General features: G+C 32.8%; 12 protein-coding genes. 4 read left to right on the top strand and 8 right to left on the bottom strand.

The features are described from left to right. Positions 1-29 precede the first annotated feature (29 nt). From porQ to HQN62_RS11585, 3 genes are all read right to left on the bottom strand, one after another. Positions 30-1,052, bottom strand: coding sequence for a type IX secretion system protein PorQ (gene porQ / locus HQN62_RS11595; RefSeq protein WP_173504463.1), 1,023 nt, complete (start codon positions 1,050-1,052; stop codon positions 30-32). A gap of 185 nt (positions 1,053-1,237) precedes the next feature. Continuing rightward, positions 1,238-3,691 carry an endopeptidase La gene (gene lon, locus HQN62_RS11590; protein ID WP_116798186.1) on the bottom strand — a complete coding sequence of 818 codons (2,454 nt, stop codon included), beginning with the start codon at positions 3,689-3,691 and terminating at the stop codon, positions 1,238-1,240. Between the two features lie 269 nt (positions 3,692-3,960). Next, positions 3,961-4,653 carry a hypothetical protein gene (locus HQN62_RS11585; RefSeq protein ID WP_173504462.1) on the bottom strand — a complete coding sequence of 231 codons (693 nt, stop codon included), beginning with the start codon at positions 4,651-4,653 and terminating at the stop codon, positions 3,961-3,963. 176 nt (positions 4,654-4,829) lie between these two features. Between HQN62_RS11585 and HQN62_RS11580 the strand changes: the two genes are divergently transcribed. The 4 genes from HQN62_RS11580 (at position 4,830) to HQN62_RS11565 (ending at position 7,768) form a co-directional block, all read left to right on the top strand. Then, positions 4,830-5,384 carry an RNA polymerase sigma factor gene (locus tag HQN62_RS11580; RefSeq protein ID WP_116798188.1) on the top strand — a complete coding sequence of 185 codons (555 nt, stop codon included), beginning with the start codon at positions 4,830-4,832 and terminating at the stop codon, positions 5,382-5,384. A 2-nt stretch (positions 5,385-5,386) separates the two neighbouring features. Next, entirely contained in the window at positions 5,387-5,926 is a 540-nt protein-coding gene (locus HQN62_RS11575) for an anti-sigma factor (RefSeq protein WP_173504461.1), read from the top strand. Continuing rightward, on the top strand, positions 5,910-6,980 hold the full coding sequence (locus tag HQN62_RS11570; protein ID WP_116798189.1) for a DUF4097 family beta strand repeat-containing protein: 1,071 nt from the start codon (positions 5,910-5,912) through the stop codon (positions 6,978-6,980). Before HQN62_RS11575 ends, HQN62_RS11570 begins: the two co-directional genes overlap by 17 nt. 68 nt (positions 6,981-7,048) lie before the next feature. After that, positions 7,049-7,768, top strand: coding sequence for a head GIN domain-containing protein (locus HQN62_RS11565; protein ID WP_173504460.1), 720 nt, complete (start codon positions 7,049-7,051; stop codon positions 7,766-7,768). Between the two features lie 115 nt (positions 7,769-7,883). Here HQN62_RS11565 and HQN62_RS11560 read toward each other — a convergent pair whose 3' ends face one another. From HQN62_RS11560 to HQN62_RS11540, 5 genes are all read right to left on the bottom strand, one after another. Next, positions 7,884-9,209 carry an MFS transporter gene (locus HQN62_RS11560; RefSeq protein WP_173504459.1) on the bottom strand — a complete coding sequence of 442 codons (1,326 nt, stop codon included), beginning with the start codon at positions 9,207-9,209 and terminating at the stop codon, positions 7,884-7,886. A gap of 187 nt (positions 9,210-9,396) precedes the next feature. Continuing rightward, on the bottom strand, positions 9,397-10,212 hold the full coding sequence (locus tag HQN62_RS11555; protein WP_173504458.1) for a M48 family metallopeptidase: 816 nt from the start codon (positions 10,210-10,212) through the stop codon (positions 9,397-9,399). Positions 10,213-10,321: 109 nt separating this feature from the next. Continuing rightward, positions 10,322-12,229, bottom strand: a complete 1,908-nt coding sequence (glgB, locus tag HQN62_RS11550) for a 1,4-alpha-glucan branching protein GlgB (RefSeq protein ID WP_173504457.1) — start codon at positions 12,227-12,229, stop codon at positions 10,322-10,324. Positions 12,230-12,274: 45 nt separating this feature from the next. Beyond that, positions 12,275-13,900, bottom strand: coding sequence for a maltokinase N-terminal cap-like domain-containing protein (locus tag HQN62_RS11545; protein WP_173504456.1), 1,626 nt, complete (start codon positions 13,898-13,900; stop codon positions 12,275-12,277). Continuing rightward, positions 13,900-15,834 carry an alpha-1,4-glucan--maltose-1-phosphate maltosyltransferase gene (locus HQN62_RS11540; protein WP_173504455.1) on the bottom strand — a complete coding sequence of 645 codons (1,935 nt, stop codon included), beginning with the start codon at positions 15,832-15,834 and terminating at the stop codon, positions 13,900-13,902. The genes HQN62_RS11545 and HQN62_RS11540 overlap by 1 nt, the downstream gene beginning before the upstream one ends. Between the last annotated feature and the right edge of the window lie 110 nt (positions 15,835-15,944).

The raw sequence follows: 15,944 nt of genomic DNA, 5'->3' as shown, positions 1-15,944 counted from the left end.
CATCAATGTCTATGCCATTTTTTCATAAATCACTCATTAAAATTAACTGTCAGTCCAAACAAACTTGTATTTCCCGCCAGAGTATATTTCGAATAAGAATAATTGAATTTTAATTTATTTAGTTTTAATCCAAATCCCAAGGAAAGACCAGAAAAATTTCGCTGGTCTTGGATTTGCAATTCAGCGGATCTTCGGAAATTATATCCTAATCTAAGGTTAAAAGCCTTTTTTGGAAAAAGTTCAACTCCCAAAATCATATGCCGCAACGCATTGTTGAAAAAAGATATGTTTTCTTCTGTGATGCTGCCATCAATTGAAGTTTCTGAGCGAACAGGATTTGAAAAAGCCAAATTCCATTGTTGTAAATTTTCGAGTGTGAAGTGCCAGCGTATGGGAACATGTTCTAATTCCTGCGAAACTCCAGCGATTATTTCAAAGGGTAATTTTTCTCTGGTACCGTCGTAAGTAGTAAATTGAGTTCCAATATTCATTAAGGTCAATGCCCAATTCACATCATTTTTTTCGTCAATATAAACCATTCCTAAATCTACGGCAGCCCCAAAGGAATTGTAGCTTTCTAGTGTAGATTCAATCAGTTTGGCATTGGCTCCCAAATGAACATCAGTATAAGGAATATTATAGGCATATCCCAGAGAAAGAGCAATTTCACTTCCTGTAAATTCTGATGTAGGCAAACCGTTTTCGTCATAACCTTCAAATTTTCCGTAATTGATATAATTTATACCTGCCTGAAATGTTTGTAAATGTTGGTCGTAGGTATACGCATATGAAGCCGTACCATAAGTAACTTCTTTATAGTAATTACCATAATTCACTGCCAAATGATTGTTCATTTCTTCATTTATTGTTGCAGGATTAAACAAGGCTTCATTAACATCTTCATCATAAATTGTAATTGTTTTTCCTCCTAGAGCAGCTTGCCTTGGAGATGTAACCAAGGTTAAAAACTCATAAGTATACTTCCCTCCTATTTGACCGTATGATACCATAGATATAGAAAATAAATAGAATAACAAAAGTTTTTGGGACATACTTTAAAAGCTGTTTCTAATATTTAAAACGCAGCTGCGAAGATAAAATTATAAAATTATAAAATTATAAAATACTTATATTAAACTTTAAAAATAAATTCCAAATTCCAATTGTATGAATTGGAGTTTGGAATTTTATAGGCTATCAAAAATGATTCCTTTTAGAATTGAAATTTTATTTTTTGTTATTTTAATTCTTTTGCATTTTTGACTTTCTCTTTAGTTATGGCCAATTCCAAAACTTCACTCATTTCTTTCACATAATGAAAGGTAAGACCTTCTAAATATTCAGCTTTAATTTCATCGATATCACTTTTGTTTTCGTGACATAAGATGATTTCCTTAATATTAGCTCTTTTGGCTGCCAATATTTTTTCTTTTATACCACCAACAGGCAATACTTTTCCTCGCAAAGTGATTTCTCCTGTCATAGCCAAGTTTTTCTTCACTCGTTTTTGAGTAAGTAACGAAACTAACGATGTCAGCATGGCAATACCTGCACTTGGACCATCTTTTGGAGTGGCTCCTTCCGGAACGTGTAAATGAATGTTGTACTTAGAAAGTATTTCTGGATTCAATCCCATTAATTCGGCATTGGCTTTAATGTATTCTAAAGCAATAGTAGCCGATTCTTTCATTACAGTACCTAAATTACCAGTAATCGTCATTGCTCCTTTTCCTGGAGAAAGTAATGATTCTATAAAAAGAATGTCGCCACCAACACTTGTCCAAGCTAAACCTGTAACGACACCGGCAACTTCATTGTTTTCATATTTGTCTCTTTCTAATCTTGGAACGCCTAATACTTTTACAATATCTTCATCGGTTATTTTTTTGTTGTACTCCTCCTCCATCGCAACCGATTTGGCTGCATTACGAACGATTTGCGCAATTTTATTTTCCAATCCGCGGACACCAGATTCACGAGTGTAACCTTCAACAATTTTTTCCAATTGCTTTTTGCCAATACTCAAATCTTTGGCCTTCAAACCGTGAGCAGTCAATTGTTTTGGGAACAAATGTTTTTTTGCAATTTCAACTTTCTCTTCAGTAGTATAACCTGACATTTTTATGATTTCCATTCTGTCTACCAAAGCGGGCTGAATAGCGGCCATATTATTGGAAGTGGCTATGAACATCACTTTGGATAAATCATAACCCATTTCAAGGAAATTATCATAAAACGAACTATTCTGTTCTGGATCTAAAACTTCCAATAATGCAGAAGAAGGATCTCCGTTATGACTAGAAGAGAGTTTGTCTATTTCATCCAAAACAAACACAGGATTTGATGTTCCAGCTTTCTTTAAACTCTGGATGATTCGTCCTGGCATAGCTCCAATATAGGTTTTTCTGTGACCACGAATCTCAGCTTCATCACGTAATCCACCTAATGAGATACGAACATATTCTCTTCCCAAAGCTTCTGCAACAGATCTACCGATAGATGTTTTACCAACACCTGGAGGTCCCGTTAAACAAATAATTGGAGACTTCATGTCATTTCTTAATTTAAGAACGGCCAAATGCTCAATCATTCTTTTTTTGACATCCTCCAATCCAAAATGATCTTTGTCCAATACTTTTTGGGCATGTTTTAAGTCAAAATTATCTTTAGAATATTCGCCCCATGGCAATTCCAAAAATAGTTCAAGATAGTTTCTTTGGATTCCAAAATCAGGAGCTTGTGGATTCATTCTGCGCATTTTGGACAATTCTTTTTCGAAATGTTTTTGCGTTTTTTCGTCCCATTTTTTGGATTTGGCTTTCACACTCATTTCGTCCATTTCTTCCTCCTGTGAAACACCACCCAATTCTTCTTGGATAGTTTTCATTTGCTGATGCAAGAAATATTCTCTTTGCTGTTGATCTAAGTCAAAACGAACTTTGGATTGAATATCGTTCTTTAATTCTAGTTTTTGCAACTCAACATTCATGAAACGAAGTGTTTCCAAGGCACGTTCTTTCAGTCCATTTATCGATAATAAATCTTGTTTTTCTTTTACCGATAAATTCATATTGGAAGAAACAAAATTGATCAAAAATGAAGGACTTCCAATGTTTTTGATGGCAAATGTTGCTTCTGAAGGAATGTTTGGGCTTTCGTTGACAATCTTAACTGCCAATTCTTTTACCGAATCAATTATTGCATTGAATTCAGAGTCTTTTTTGGTTGGTCTTTTTTCAGGAACCGCTTTAATATTGGCCGTAAGATAAGGTTCTTCTGAAACCATTTCGGCTATTTCAAAACGTTTTTTCCCTTGTAATATTACTGTAACGTTACCGTCAGGCATTTTTAAAACCCTTAAAATTCGGGCTACAGTACCAATTTTATGAATATCATTAAATGTTGGGTCTTCATCTTCTTCATTGATTTGAGCCACAACTCCTATTACTTTTCCGGCTGCATTAGCATCATTAATCAATTTGATTGATTTATCTCTTCCAGCTGAAATCGGAATAACTACTCCAGGAAATAAAACCGTATTGCGTAAAGGTAAAATAGGTAAAGAATCCGGTAATTCTTCGTTGTTCATTTCTTCCTCATCTTCTGGAGTCAATAATGGAATTAATTCGGCTTCAGAATCAAATTCTTGAAGTGACAGATTGTCAATAGTAAGTATTTTATGATTTGACATAGTAGTATTTAAGTCTTTTTGTCATTAATTTTTTAAATCGGAACGCAAATATAAGGTATCGCAACAATATTTTAGGCTAATATCGATGTATAAATACAGTATAATATTGAGCTCTAAAATAAGGCAATCATTGTGCCAAAAAGTATTAATCGATGACCAAGATTTTTATTTTATTTTATAATTATAAAAAATAAAGGAGTTACTATAACGAAAAAGCATAAAAAAACCCAAAAAATAATTTTGGGTTTTTGAATTAAATTTTTAAAATGTTATTTTATAACATATGATTTAAGTTCACTGAGAGCTCCATTAGTTTCCATTTTTATTACACCTACATTTTTTGCGATCCAATAATTTGTTACACTTTCAGAACTAGCTTGTCCGCTAACAGAAGCTTTTTGTGTAAAGCTAAATTTAATCACATCTTTAAACGTTGTACCATTAACTATTAAAACGGATCCTTTCTCTAAAATTTTTCCTGTATAATTTACTGCTGTGACAATGCTGGGGAAATCAGGAACATTATAACTTGTAGTATTTTTAAAATTACCACTCCAGGTTTGATTGACTTCCAAATAATCTTTTAAGATAATAAATTCGTATCCTGTCATCTTACCTGTAAAACTTCCAAAATCAATATTAATCTCTCCTATTTTGATATAATAATCTCCTTTGTTTTTCTTAATCCAAACAGATGTTTGTGCATCAAGTGAAGCTGTAGCTCCAACCATTTGATTGAATTTATAATATTTAGCTCCATCCATTTCATCAGTACCAATTATTTTCATCGTGGTTTCTTCCCCATTTTGAGTAAAAACCCAATTATTATCTACCGTTGTTGGCCAATAATCACCAGTCGAATTTTCGGCAACTGAATCATCACTTGAAGAATCATTAGTACACGCAACAAAAGAGAATGCTATTAAAAGCGGTAATAAAAAAGAAGTTGTAAAATTTTTCATAAATTGGTTTTATATTTTATAAGCCAAAAATAACATTATTTTTATTACTAAAAAATATTATAATTATGTTTTTTTTTAATCTAAATATTACAGTTTTTTATTTATCAAAAAAAAAAAGCGTAAACTGTAACAAACCAAAAACTTTCATGTCTTTACTACAAATCATAACTATTTAATTGAATCTGACCAGTCAAAATATCGAGGAATTAATTTCGCTTTGCAAAGAGAACAATCAGAAAGCACAATTCGAGATTTATAATCGCTATTGCAAGGCGATGTATAATGTGGCCTATCGAATTGTGAAAGACGAGCATTTTGCCGAAGACGTCATGCAAGAAGGCTTTTTGAAAGCATTTACCAAAATAAATGATTTCAAACAAGAAGTAGCCTTTGGAGCTTGGTTGAAACGGATAATAGTGAATTATAGTATTGATTTTTACAAAAAGAATAATCCATTTAAAACAGAAGATTTTGAAAAAACACTTTACAAACTAGAAGAACCAGAAAATGATTGGGAGGAAAAATTAGATTTTAACGATTTAAAAGTCAAACAGGTTTTGGACGCCATTCAGTCCTTGAAATACAATTACAGCATGGTTCTTACCTTATTCTATATTGAGGGTTACGATCAAGAAGAAATAAGTGAAATTCTTAAAATTAGTTATGCCAATTGTCGAACTACATTAAGCAGAGCTAAAGAAAGTTTAAGAAAAAAATTAAATGAGATATGAAAATGAAAAATGAAAATGAAAAATTAGATCAATTATTTGAAAATCTAGAAAATCAATGGGATGTTCATGAAATGGATAGCCAACATCAAAATCGGTTTTCAGAAAAATTGGCTCTTAAAAAACGAAAAAAGGATTTTGGATTTATTTATGCTATAGCTGCTTCCGTGGTTGTTATGCTTGGGATTACATTGTTTTATACCAATAGTAATGAAAGGCCTAAAGAACTTAAATTTGCGTCTAAAGAAACCAAACAAACAGATTCAATTTTTACCGTTTTGATTGAACATCAATTAGAACAAATTAAAGCTAAAAAATCACCTGAGAATGAAAAAATTGTAAATGATGCATTGCAACAAATGAAATCGCTAGATAGCGATTATGAAAAAATCAAGCATGAATTGGATGTTAATGGTGAAAGCAAACCTATTATTTATGCTATGATCAGCAATCTACAAACCCGAATTTCATTTTTGCAAAATGTTTTGCAACATATTGAAGAAACTGAAAAACTTAAAAAATTAAACGATGAAAAAACAATTTAACATACTACTATTACTTCTTTTGTTAATCCCTTTTTTAGGATTTTCGAATGATGATTTTAATTATACAAAACAAAAAGTTATCAATAAAGCCTATATCGTGAACAGCGATGCGGGAATAAATATTGAGAACTCCTATGGAAGTATTTTTGTGACCACTTGGAATGAGGATAAAATTGAAATTGAAGTTCTCATTAAGGTCAGTGGCGATAATGAGAAATGGGTTAACGAAAAATTAGCTGGTATCGATGTGGATTTTGTAGCTTTAAAAAGCATGGTTAGCGCCAAAACTGTTTTTGGAAATATGAGCACAAAAACCAATGGGAGAAATAATAATTTCGAAATCAATTACACTATCAAGATTCCTAAGAACGGGACTGTGAAATTGAATAACAAGTACGGAAATATTGGTACTTCAGATCTCTTTTCCACTACTGACATCAATTGTAAATACGGAAAAATTAATTTGGGAAAATTAAACGGTAATAATAATACCGTACAAATTGGTTATTGTTCAAGTTCTACTATTGAATATCTAAAAAACGGAGCAATAACTTCTAAATATTCTGGATTAAAAATGAATGAAGTAGCCAAACTTGATTTACTTTCGGATTATTCTGAAATTGAGATCAACGAAGGGAATGATGTAAAATACAACAGTAAATATGGTAGTGTTAGAATCAAAAAAATCAATTCATTGGATGGAAATGGAAATTATCTGACTATTGATGTGGGTTCTGTGTCAAATCAAATGAAGTTAAACACAAAATACAGTAATATCTCGATTGATGCCATTCAGCCCAAAGCGAATAATATAAACATTGTGGCAGGTTACACAGGGATTGATATTGGTTTCCAATCTAATTATGCCTTTGATTTTGATGTATCGGTAAGATATGGCGATTTTAAATATGACAACGAGTTGAGCGTAAATTCAAGAGAAGAAACTAATTACACTAAAAGAGTCAGCGGATTTTACAAGAAAAAAGGAGAAAACAAGATTTCAATTACCTCCGATTATGGTAATGTAAAATTGTATAAAAAAGAAGTTCAATAGTTAATTTAATTTCAATAGCAATGGCAAAAAGGTTTCAATAATCAATCAATAATTTTAATCAATAAAAAATGAAAAAATCGATTTTATTAGTTGTTTTTAGTGCTTTGTTTTTTACAACAATTGCAAATGCACAATGGTCAAGAATAAAAGGTAACGGAAAAGTAGTTACTGAGAAAAGAACTACTGCGGGATATGACGAAATAGTTCTTACAGGTTCTTTTGATGTGGTTTTGGTTTCGGGAACTGAAGGTGCATTAACTATTGAAGGGGAGGAAAATATAATCCCTCACATCATAGTTGAAGTGACCGGAAATGTATTGAAAATTTCCAACGAGAAAAATGTTCAAATCGACACAAAGAAGAAGCTGATTGTGACAGTGCCTTTTGAACAAATAAGTTCAGTTTCTCTTTCCGGATCTGGAGACGTCAGCTCTAAAAATACCATCGTCAGTCCTACTTTTAAAGCTAAATTATCAGGTTCTGGTGATTTGACTTTAGATGTTAAGGCAACCGATTTTGAATCCAATTTGAGTGGTTCCGGAGACGTTGTTTTAACAGGGAGTTCGGATAATTTTGTTTCAAAAACTTCAGGTTCAGGAGATGTGAACGCTATTAATTTGACAACAAAAAATGCGAATCTTACGATTTCAGGTTCAGGAGATATGAAAGTAAATTGTAGTGAGAGTTTATTTGCAAGAGTTTCAGGTTCTGGAGATATTGAATACAAAGGAGATCCTAAAACAAAAGACACCAAAGTGAGTGGCTCTGGTGATATTTCAAAAGTATAATAAAAACTAAAAAAAATACCGCAGATTTGTGGATTATATAAAAATCCATGAATCTGTGGTATTTTTATGCGTTCTGTGTAAAAAAAGGCTTTTGAAACGAAATTCGTTTAGAAAACTATTTGTTCTCTTTTTTGGGAACTCTATTCAAAAGTAAAACGCCAATTACAAAAAACACAGCCAAAAACACAATTGCGAGTCTTGGGCTTCCGGTAATTTGATCAATGGCACCATACACACACATCCCAATTACAATCCCGATTTTTTCGGTAACATCATAAAAGCTGAAAAAAGAAGCAGTATCTTCTGTTTCTGGCAAAAGTTTGGAATAGGTAGAACGTGACAAAGCCTGAATTCCACCCATTACAAGTCCCACAAGTGCAGCCATGATATAAAATTGATTAGGAGTTACAATAAAATAAGCAGCAGAACAAAGTATAACCCAAAAACAATTAATTACAATAAGGGTTGGAATGTTTCCAAATTTAGCTGATGCTTTTGATGTTAAAATAGCTCCAACCACAGCAATAATTTGTATCAATAAAATACATATAATTAAACCAGTTTGACTTTGACTTGCTGACTCCCAAGCAATTTCTTGAGAACCAAAATAAGTAGCAATAAGCATTACGGTTTGAACGGCCATGCTGTAAACAAAAAAGCTAAGTAAATATCTTTTTAGCGGAATGTTGGCTTCCAATAATCCCCAAACTTTTTTCAATTCTTTAAAACCATTAAAGACAACAGCTTTGGTCACTTTTCGGTCTGTATTTTTATTTCCTTTTGGCAAAAAATAATAGGTATATTGACTGAATAGAATCCACCAAACTCCAACCATTACAAAGGAATATTTCATTGCTTTCATTGCGGCTTCGCCTTTAGTATTTCCGGTTATTCCAAAAGTATCGGGCATCATTACCATAGCAAGATTTACTATTAATAAAATCACACTCCCAATGTATCCTAGAGAATATCCTTTGGCACTGACCGCATCTTGCTGTTCGTTGAAAGCGATATCTGGTAAATAAGAATTATAAAAAACTAAACTTCCCCAGAAGCCGATTAATCCGAAAAAGTAAAAAAATAGTCCGACATAAATATTATCTAGACTAAACCAGTTTAGACCAATACAAGAAAGAGCTCCAGTATAGCAGAAGAATTTCATGAAAGATTTTTTATTCCCAACATAATCGGCAATTCCAGATAATAAAGGTGAAAAAAGGGCAACCATCAGAAACGCTGCAGCGGTAACAAAGCTAATTAACGCCGAATTTTTTAAATTCATTCCAAAAACGGCTATATAATGATCTCTGTCTGAAAATAAAGATTCATAAAAGATTGGAAATATGGCCGAAGAAATTACCAATGGGTATACTGAATTTGCCCAATCGTAAAATGCCCATGCATTCAATAACTTTTTGCTTCCTTTTGCTAATTCTGCCATGTTTGTTTTTTTATTTGCGAATTTATTTATTTTTCAGTTGGAATAACAATAAATAGCGTTTTTTCATATATTAAATTTTTAATAATAAATTATTACTATTATTGGGTTCAATATGATTTATAAAAAAAGCTATTCTTAAAAAGAATAGCCTAAATAGTTCTAAAAATTTAATTATTGCTGATGGTAATTATTTATAAGAGGCATTAACTTTTGCAGCCATTGCTCTTGCTTCTGGAATCAATGCCTTTAAATTTGCCATTCTTGTAGCATCAGAAGGGTGTGTACTTAAGAATTCTGGTGGTGATTGACCTCCCGATTGTGTTGTCATTCTTTGCCAAAAAACAATAGCTTCATCTGGATTGTAACCAGCTATTGCCATTAAAGTAAGTCCAATTTTATCGGCTTCGCTTTCATGGTTTCGACTAAATGGAAGCATTACTCCTACTTCAGAACCTAAACCATAATATTGTTGCCACATTTGTTGTTTTTCAGCACTTTGCTGACCTGTCGCAACTGCAACTCCTACTGCACCTAATTCTTGCAATTGTGAGGCACTCATTCTTTGTGCGCCATGATTTGCCAATGCATGAGAAACCTCGTGTCCTAAAACGGTTGCTAAACCAGCTTCATCTTTAGTTATTGGTAAAATTCCTGAATAAACAACGATTTTTCCTCCAGGCATACACCAGGCGTTAATTTCTTTGCTGTCAATTAATTTATACTCCCATTGGTAACCATTTAAATATCCGGTCTGTCCCAGATAAGCTAAATATTTTTCAGCCGCTGTTTTAATTTTTAATCCAACTACTTCTACCCTTTTGGCATCAGCCGTTCCCGAAATTATTTTATTCTCCTTCAAAAAAGTTCCATATTGTTGGAATGAAGAAGGAAATAATTCAGTGTTGGAAACAAAATTTAGTTCGTTTTTCCCTGTTATAGGATTAGTAGCGCAAGCATAAAATAAACCAATTACACCTGCACCTATTAATAAATATTTTTTCATAATCTTATCTTTAAATATCTATACAAAAATGCAACTTTTATTAGTTTTATATTTTACATAATTAAATTCAAAAGTATCAACTTTCCGATAATTATTAAAAATTATTGCTCTAGGATATTTTAAAAATCACAACACTTAGTGGTGGAAGTAATAAAGCGGTAGAATATTCTTTACCATCATAAGGATTGGTTTCAATACTTAGTTTTTTTGTATTTTTTACTCCGCTTCCGCCAAAATCAGAATCATCACTATTGAATAGTTCTACAAGTTTCCCTGTTTTATGTACACCTATTCGATAATTTTCACGCACTACTTCGGTAAAATTAAGAACAACTATTAAATTGTCTTCGGGATTGTTTCCTTTTCTAATAAACGACATTACCGCATTTTCATGATCTGAATAATTAATCCATTCAAAACCTTCAGGGCTAAACTGTTTTTCATATAAAGCAGGCTCTGTTTTATATAATTTATTAAGTTTGGTGATGACCTTTTTTATCCCTTCATGAAATGGATATTGCAACAAATGCCAATCTAAACTACTTTCAAAATTCCATTCGCTGCTTTGTCCAAATTCGGCTCCCATGAATAATAATTTGGTTCCGGGATGCATAAACATATAGCCATAAAGTAATCGCAGATTGGCAAATTTTTGCCATTCGTCCCCAGGCATTCTTCCTGCAATAGATCTTTTTCCGTATACCACTTCATCATGTGAAAGCGGCAACATAAAATTTTCGGTGTAGGTATATGTCATGGAGAATGTCAAATCATTTTGGTGGTATTTTCTATAGACCGTTTCCTTTTGAAAATATTCCAATGTATCATGCATCCAACCCATCATCCATTTCATCCCAAAACCTAATCCCCCAACAAATGTAGGTCTTGAAACCATTGGAAAAGAAGTACTTTCTTCGGCGATTGTTTGTACCCCATCATAATTAGCATATACGGCTTCATTAAAATCTTTCAAAAAGCTAATGGTATCCAAATTTTCTCTTCCACCATAAATATTAGGTTCCCACTCCCCTTCTTCTCTGGAATAATCCAAATACAACATAGATGCAACTGCATCGACTCTAAGTCCATCGATATGATAATGTTGCAGCCAAAACAGCGCATTACTAATTAGAAAGGAACGAACTTCATTTCGTCCATAATTAAAAACTAAACTTTTCCAATCAGGATGATATCCTTTTCTACGATCCGGATGTTCAAATAAATTGGATCCGTCGAAGAAACCTAATCCATGGGCATCATCAGGAAAATGAGAAGGAACCCAGTCCAAAATCACGCCAATCCCAGCCTGATGTAATTTATCCACCAATACCATAAAATCCTGTGGTTCCCCAAAACGGGAAGTTGGTGCAAAATATCCAACTAATTGATAGCCCCAGGATGGATCATAAGGATATTCCATAACCGGCATGAACTCCACATGAGTAAATCCAGTTTCTTTTACATATTTTACAAGATCTTCGGCAAACTCTAAATAGGTTAAAAATCGATTTTCTTCTCCATGTCTTTTCCATGAACCTAAATGAACTTCATAAACTGAATACGGTTTATTTAAGTCATTATGTTCTTTGCGGGTTTGCATCCATTTTTTGTCTTTCCATTTATAGTCAAGATCCCAAATAACCGAAGCAGTATGAGGTGGTTTTTCGCAATAAAAAGCAAATGGATCTGCTTTTTCTGTAATTATACCTCCGTTGTTGGATTGTATTTTATATTTATAGGTAGTCCCTTGCTCGATTCCGGGAATAAAACCTTCCCAAATTCCTGATGAATCCCAACGCACCTGCAATGGGTGTTCACCTTGAATCCAGTAGTTGAAGTCACCAATTACTGAAACTGTTCTTGCCGATGGCGCCCATACGGCGAAATAAACACCTTTTACTCCATCAACTTCAATAAGATGTGCTCCTAATTTTTCGTAAAGTCTAAAATGTTTCCCTGCTTTGAATAAATCAATGTCAAAATCTGTAAAAAGCGAATGGGTTTGTACTTTGTTCATTTTTGTGTTTTATTTTTTGTTGAAATTGTAATCAACTAATTTCTATTAAAAATTCATTATACTAGCAATTCCTCTCAAAGGAATCACAGACCATCTAGGTCTGGAATTTAATTCATAGCCCAGTTCATATATAGCTTTTTCCAGAAGACAATATCTTAATAAAAAATCAATTTCTTTTTGATATCCAATATTTAGATTACCTGCTTGAGCCACTTCGACGTATGTATTCAGAAAAACGCCAACAAAATATTTATATAAAATTTCGCTAGCTTGAAAAAGTTCTTCTTGTTCATACGGATATTTATCATTACTGTTAAAAATAGTGGCATAAATAGAGTAATGAAAAGAACGAAACATTCCTGCAACATCTTTTAAAGGAGGTTGTTTTACTTTACGGTCGCGAATTGTGCTTTCTGGCTCACCTTCAAAATCGAGTATATAAAAATCATCTCCATTAACCAAAACTTGGCCTAAATGGTAATCTCCATGAATACGAATCCGCTCTGATTTCATTTGTGTCCAGTCAAAATCAAGGAACGCTTTTCTTATTTCTTTTTTATGATCCAAAAATTGATTGGCTAACTCTAAAGCTAAACCATCCAATTTATGCAAATTGTTTTCCAAAATATTTAAGCGGTTTTGAAACTGATAGGTTAATCTGTTTTTTAACCAAACAGAATAATCTCCATTATAAGTAAGGGGTGTAAATGCTGTTTCATGAATATCACTACCCAAAGCAATATGCATTTCGGCAGTTCTTGTAGCCAAGGTTTGGATTTTTAGAAAAATACTCAATCCTGCCCAATCAATGATTTCATGCGGAACATCATTTAATTTTAATCTTTTGAACAAATCTATATCCGGAAGTTTACTTATTAAAATTTTTTTGGCATTCAAATTATCGAAAATTCGATCTACTTCTTCCAACATATATTTCCATGCATCTCCTTGATTTGGAACTAATTCTTGCATTAAACCAAGGGTAATATTTCCATCAGAGGAAACTATACTAATGCTTCCTGTATAAGCAGGTGAATGCTTAAAATTCATTCTTTCAGTAAGGAACCGGCTAATTTCATAATCAGGATTCATGCTGATGTAAATTCTTCTGAAAATTTTCAGAACAAGATTATCATTGTAAACTATAGAAGTATTACTTTGTTCTACTCCCATAAAGTGAGATGAAATATATTCTTTGCTATGCAATGCTTTTCCTTTGTGAAAAGTAACTTTTGACTCTTCATTTTTTTTGGAATGGATGATTTTATCAAAAAGTAATTTTCTAAAATCTTCTTGATGTAAAGCATCCACGAGATATCCCTCCTGCTCGTTCATAATAACTGGAGCAATAACGGTATTGGTATCTAAATCCTCTTCAGACATAAAAGCCAATGGCATGAAGTAATGTTGATAAAAGGCTTCTTTAAAATTAACTTCTAATAAAACGCCGTAATATGTATTGTCATTTGAAGCTATTTTAAAAGAATGCACAATCTCAATATATTTTAAAGTACTGGCTTTGCCTCCGTACCATCTTTTATTGATAATGTAATTTTCTAAAATATCGGAGGCAAAAATTTTATTAAAATTTTCGTCTTCAAGCGCATCTTCCCAATCTGTATGAAATACAAACGGATTTTGATATTCGGCTTCGTTAATTTTATCAACCATTATTTCTGAATTTTAAATAGATGAAAAGGCAATTCTGGAGGAAGTTCAACATAATTCCATTCATTATCCCATGAATAGGTATTTCCAGTAATCAAATCGGTAACTCTAATGTTTTGAGTTCCAATTTTGTCTAAAGGCAGTTTAATCATTGCTCTGCCTGTGTGAAATGCATCTAAGCTTACGATCATCAGCGTTTCATCTTGTTTATCATCATCAAATTTATAATATGCTATTACTTGGTCATTATTGGTCTCGCAAAAAACAATATTATTGGTTTGTTGCAACGAAATTTGTTCTTTTCTGATGTTATTGATGCGTGCAATTAGAGTGGTGAGTTTGTTTTGAATTGTCCAGTCCCATTTGTAGTATTGGTATTTTTCGGAATCAAGATATTCTTCTTTTCCAGGAGCCATTGGAGTACTGACCATGTATTCAAAAACAGGGCCGTAAATTCCAACGTTAGAACTTAAGGTTGCAGCCAAAAAGTATTTTTGCAAGTGAACTGATTCGTTTCCATTTTGCAAAGCAAAAGGATTAATGTCTGGCGTATTGGGCCAAAAATTAGGTCTGTAAAATTCTTTCTGTTCTGTTTGGGTTAACTCTTCAACATATTCGGTTAATTCTTTTTTGGAATTTCTCCATGTGAAATAAGTGTAGGACTGGCTGAAACCTTGTTTGGCCAATTCGTTCATTATTTTCGGACGTGTAAAAGCTTCTGCCAAAAACAAAACATCGGGATGCTTTTTTTTGATTTCGGCAATTAACCAACCCCAGAAGTAAAAAGGCTTTGTGTGCGGATTATCAACTCTATATATTTTAATATTGCATTCTTCAATCCAAAATAATGCAACATCCAATAGTTCTTTCCAAAGATTTTTCCAGTCGGAACTTTCAAAATAAATAGGCTGAATATCTTGGTATTTTTTTGGTGGATTTTCGGCATATTGAACCGTTCCATCAGGTCTCCATTTGAACCATTGCGGAAAATCTTTTACATAAGGATGATCCGGAGCGGCTTGTAAGGCATAATCCATAGCTACTTCGATTCCTAAATCTTGGGCTTTTTTAACCAATTCTTTGAAATCTTCAATTGATCCTAATTCTGGATGAGTTGATTTGTGCCCACCATGATGAGAGCCAATTCCCCAAGGAGAACCAACATCACCACATTCGGCATTTGTGGAATTGTTTTTACCTTTTCTATTCACTTCACCAATTGGATGAATTGGAGGGAAATAAAGTGTATCAAATCCCATTTCGGCAACTCTGGGTAGCAATCTTTCACAATCTTTAAAAGTACCGTGTTTACCATCTTCTTCAGATGCTGAACGTGGGAAAAATTCATACCAAGTACTGAAAAGTGCTTTTTTACGATCGACATATATTTCTAAATCTATCGATTTGTTTTCTAAAAAGAGTATTGGGTATTTATTGAAAATTCTAGTAAGTTCTTCGGATTTTGCTTCTTGAACAGCATTATCATATTCAGACTCTGTTGTGAAATAATAAACGAGTCGATTGAGATATTCATTTTCAGAAGCATCAACAGTATTAAGAATGGCTCGAATATATTCCGCACCCTCCAGTAATTCTGATTTTACATATTGATTGTCATTAATTTTTCGCTCGGTACCGTGTTGCCAGTTCAATGCATAGTCTACCCATCCTTCAATAAAATAAGTATATTTCCCTTGCTTTTCAACATGAAATTCGGCAAACCATTCATCATTGTGTGTAGGTGTCATTCGAACATCTTGCCAATTGTTTTCAGATTCGTGTTTGAATTTTACGCAGCACTGAATAACATCATGTCCATCTGAAAAAACATCTGCGGTGACCACTACTTTTTGACCTACAATTCTTTTTATTGCAAAGCTGCCACCATTGAGTTGTGGCAAAACATTTTCTATAATTATACGAGTTTGATTTTGCATGGTATTAGTTAAATTGAACATGTAATTTAGTAAATATTGAATATTTATCGAAACTTATTTTAAAAAATGCAGATATTCTATTAATTAGATTCATTAAACTTTGTTTATTG

Origin of the sequence: Flavobacterium sp. M31R6 (genome assembly GCF_013284035.1) — a bacterium.
Lineage (GTDB): Bacteria > Bacteroidota > Bacteroidia > Flavobacteriales > Flavobacteriaceae > Flavobacterium.
The sequence above is the reverse complement of the archived record's forward strand: the minus strand, read 5'-3'. Positions and strand labels throughout refer to the sequence as shown.

Bases quoted from the DNA above. Each gene is read 5' to 3' on its own strand.
- glgB (WP_173504457.1), bottom strand. From the start codon at position 12,229: ATGAACAAAGTACAAACCCATTCGCTTTTTACAGATTTTGACATTGAT.
- HQN62_RS11585 (WP_173504462.1), bottom strand. From the start codon at position 4,653: ATGAAAAATTTTACAACTTCTTTTTTATTACCGCTTTTAATAGCATTC.
- lon (WP_116798186.1), bottom strand. From the start codon at position 3,691: ATGTCAAATCATAAAATACTTACTATTGACAATCTGTCACTTCAAGAA.
- HQN62_RS11570 (WP_116798189.1), top strand. From the start codon at position 5,910: ATGAAAAAACAATTTAACATACTACTATTACTTCTTTTGTTAATCCCT.
- porQ (WP_173504463.1), bottom strand. From the start codon at position 1,052: ATGTCCCAAAAACTTTTGTTATTCTATTTATTTTCTATATCTATGGTA.
- HQN62_RS11540 (WP_173504455.1), bottom strand. From the start codon at position 15,834: ATGCAAAATCAAACTCGTATAATTATAGAAAATGTTTTGCCACAACTC.
- HQN62_RS11565 (WP_173504460.1), top strand. From the start codon at position 7,049: ATGAAAAAATCGATTTTATTAGTTGTTTTTAGTGCTTTGTTTTTTACA.
- HQN62_RS11560 (WP_173504459.1), bottom strand. From the start codon at position 9,209: ATGGCAGAATTAGCAAAAGGAAGCAAAAAGTTATTGAATGCATGGGCA.
- HQN62_RS11575 (WP_173504461.1), top strand. From the start codon at position 5,387: ATGAAAAATGAAAATGAAAAATTAGATCAATTATTTGAAAATCTAGAA.
- HQN62_RS11545 (WP_173504456.1), bottom strand. From the start codon at position 13,900: ATGGTTGATAAAATTAACGAAGCCGAATATCAAAATCCGTTTGTATTT.
- HQN62_RS11555 (WP_173504458.1), bottom strand. From the start codon at position 10,212: ATGAAAAAATATTTATTAATAGGTGCAGGTGTAATTGGTTTATTTTAT.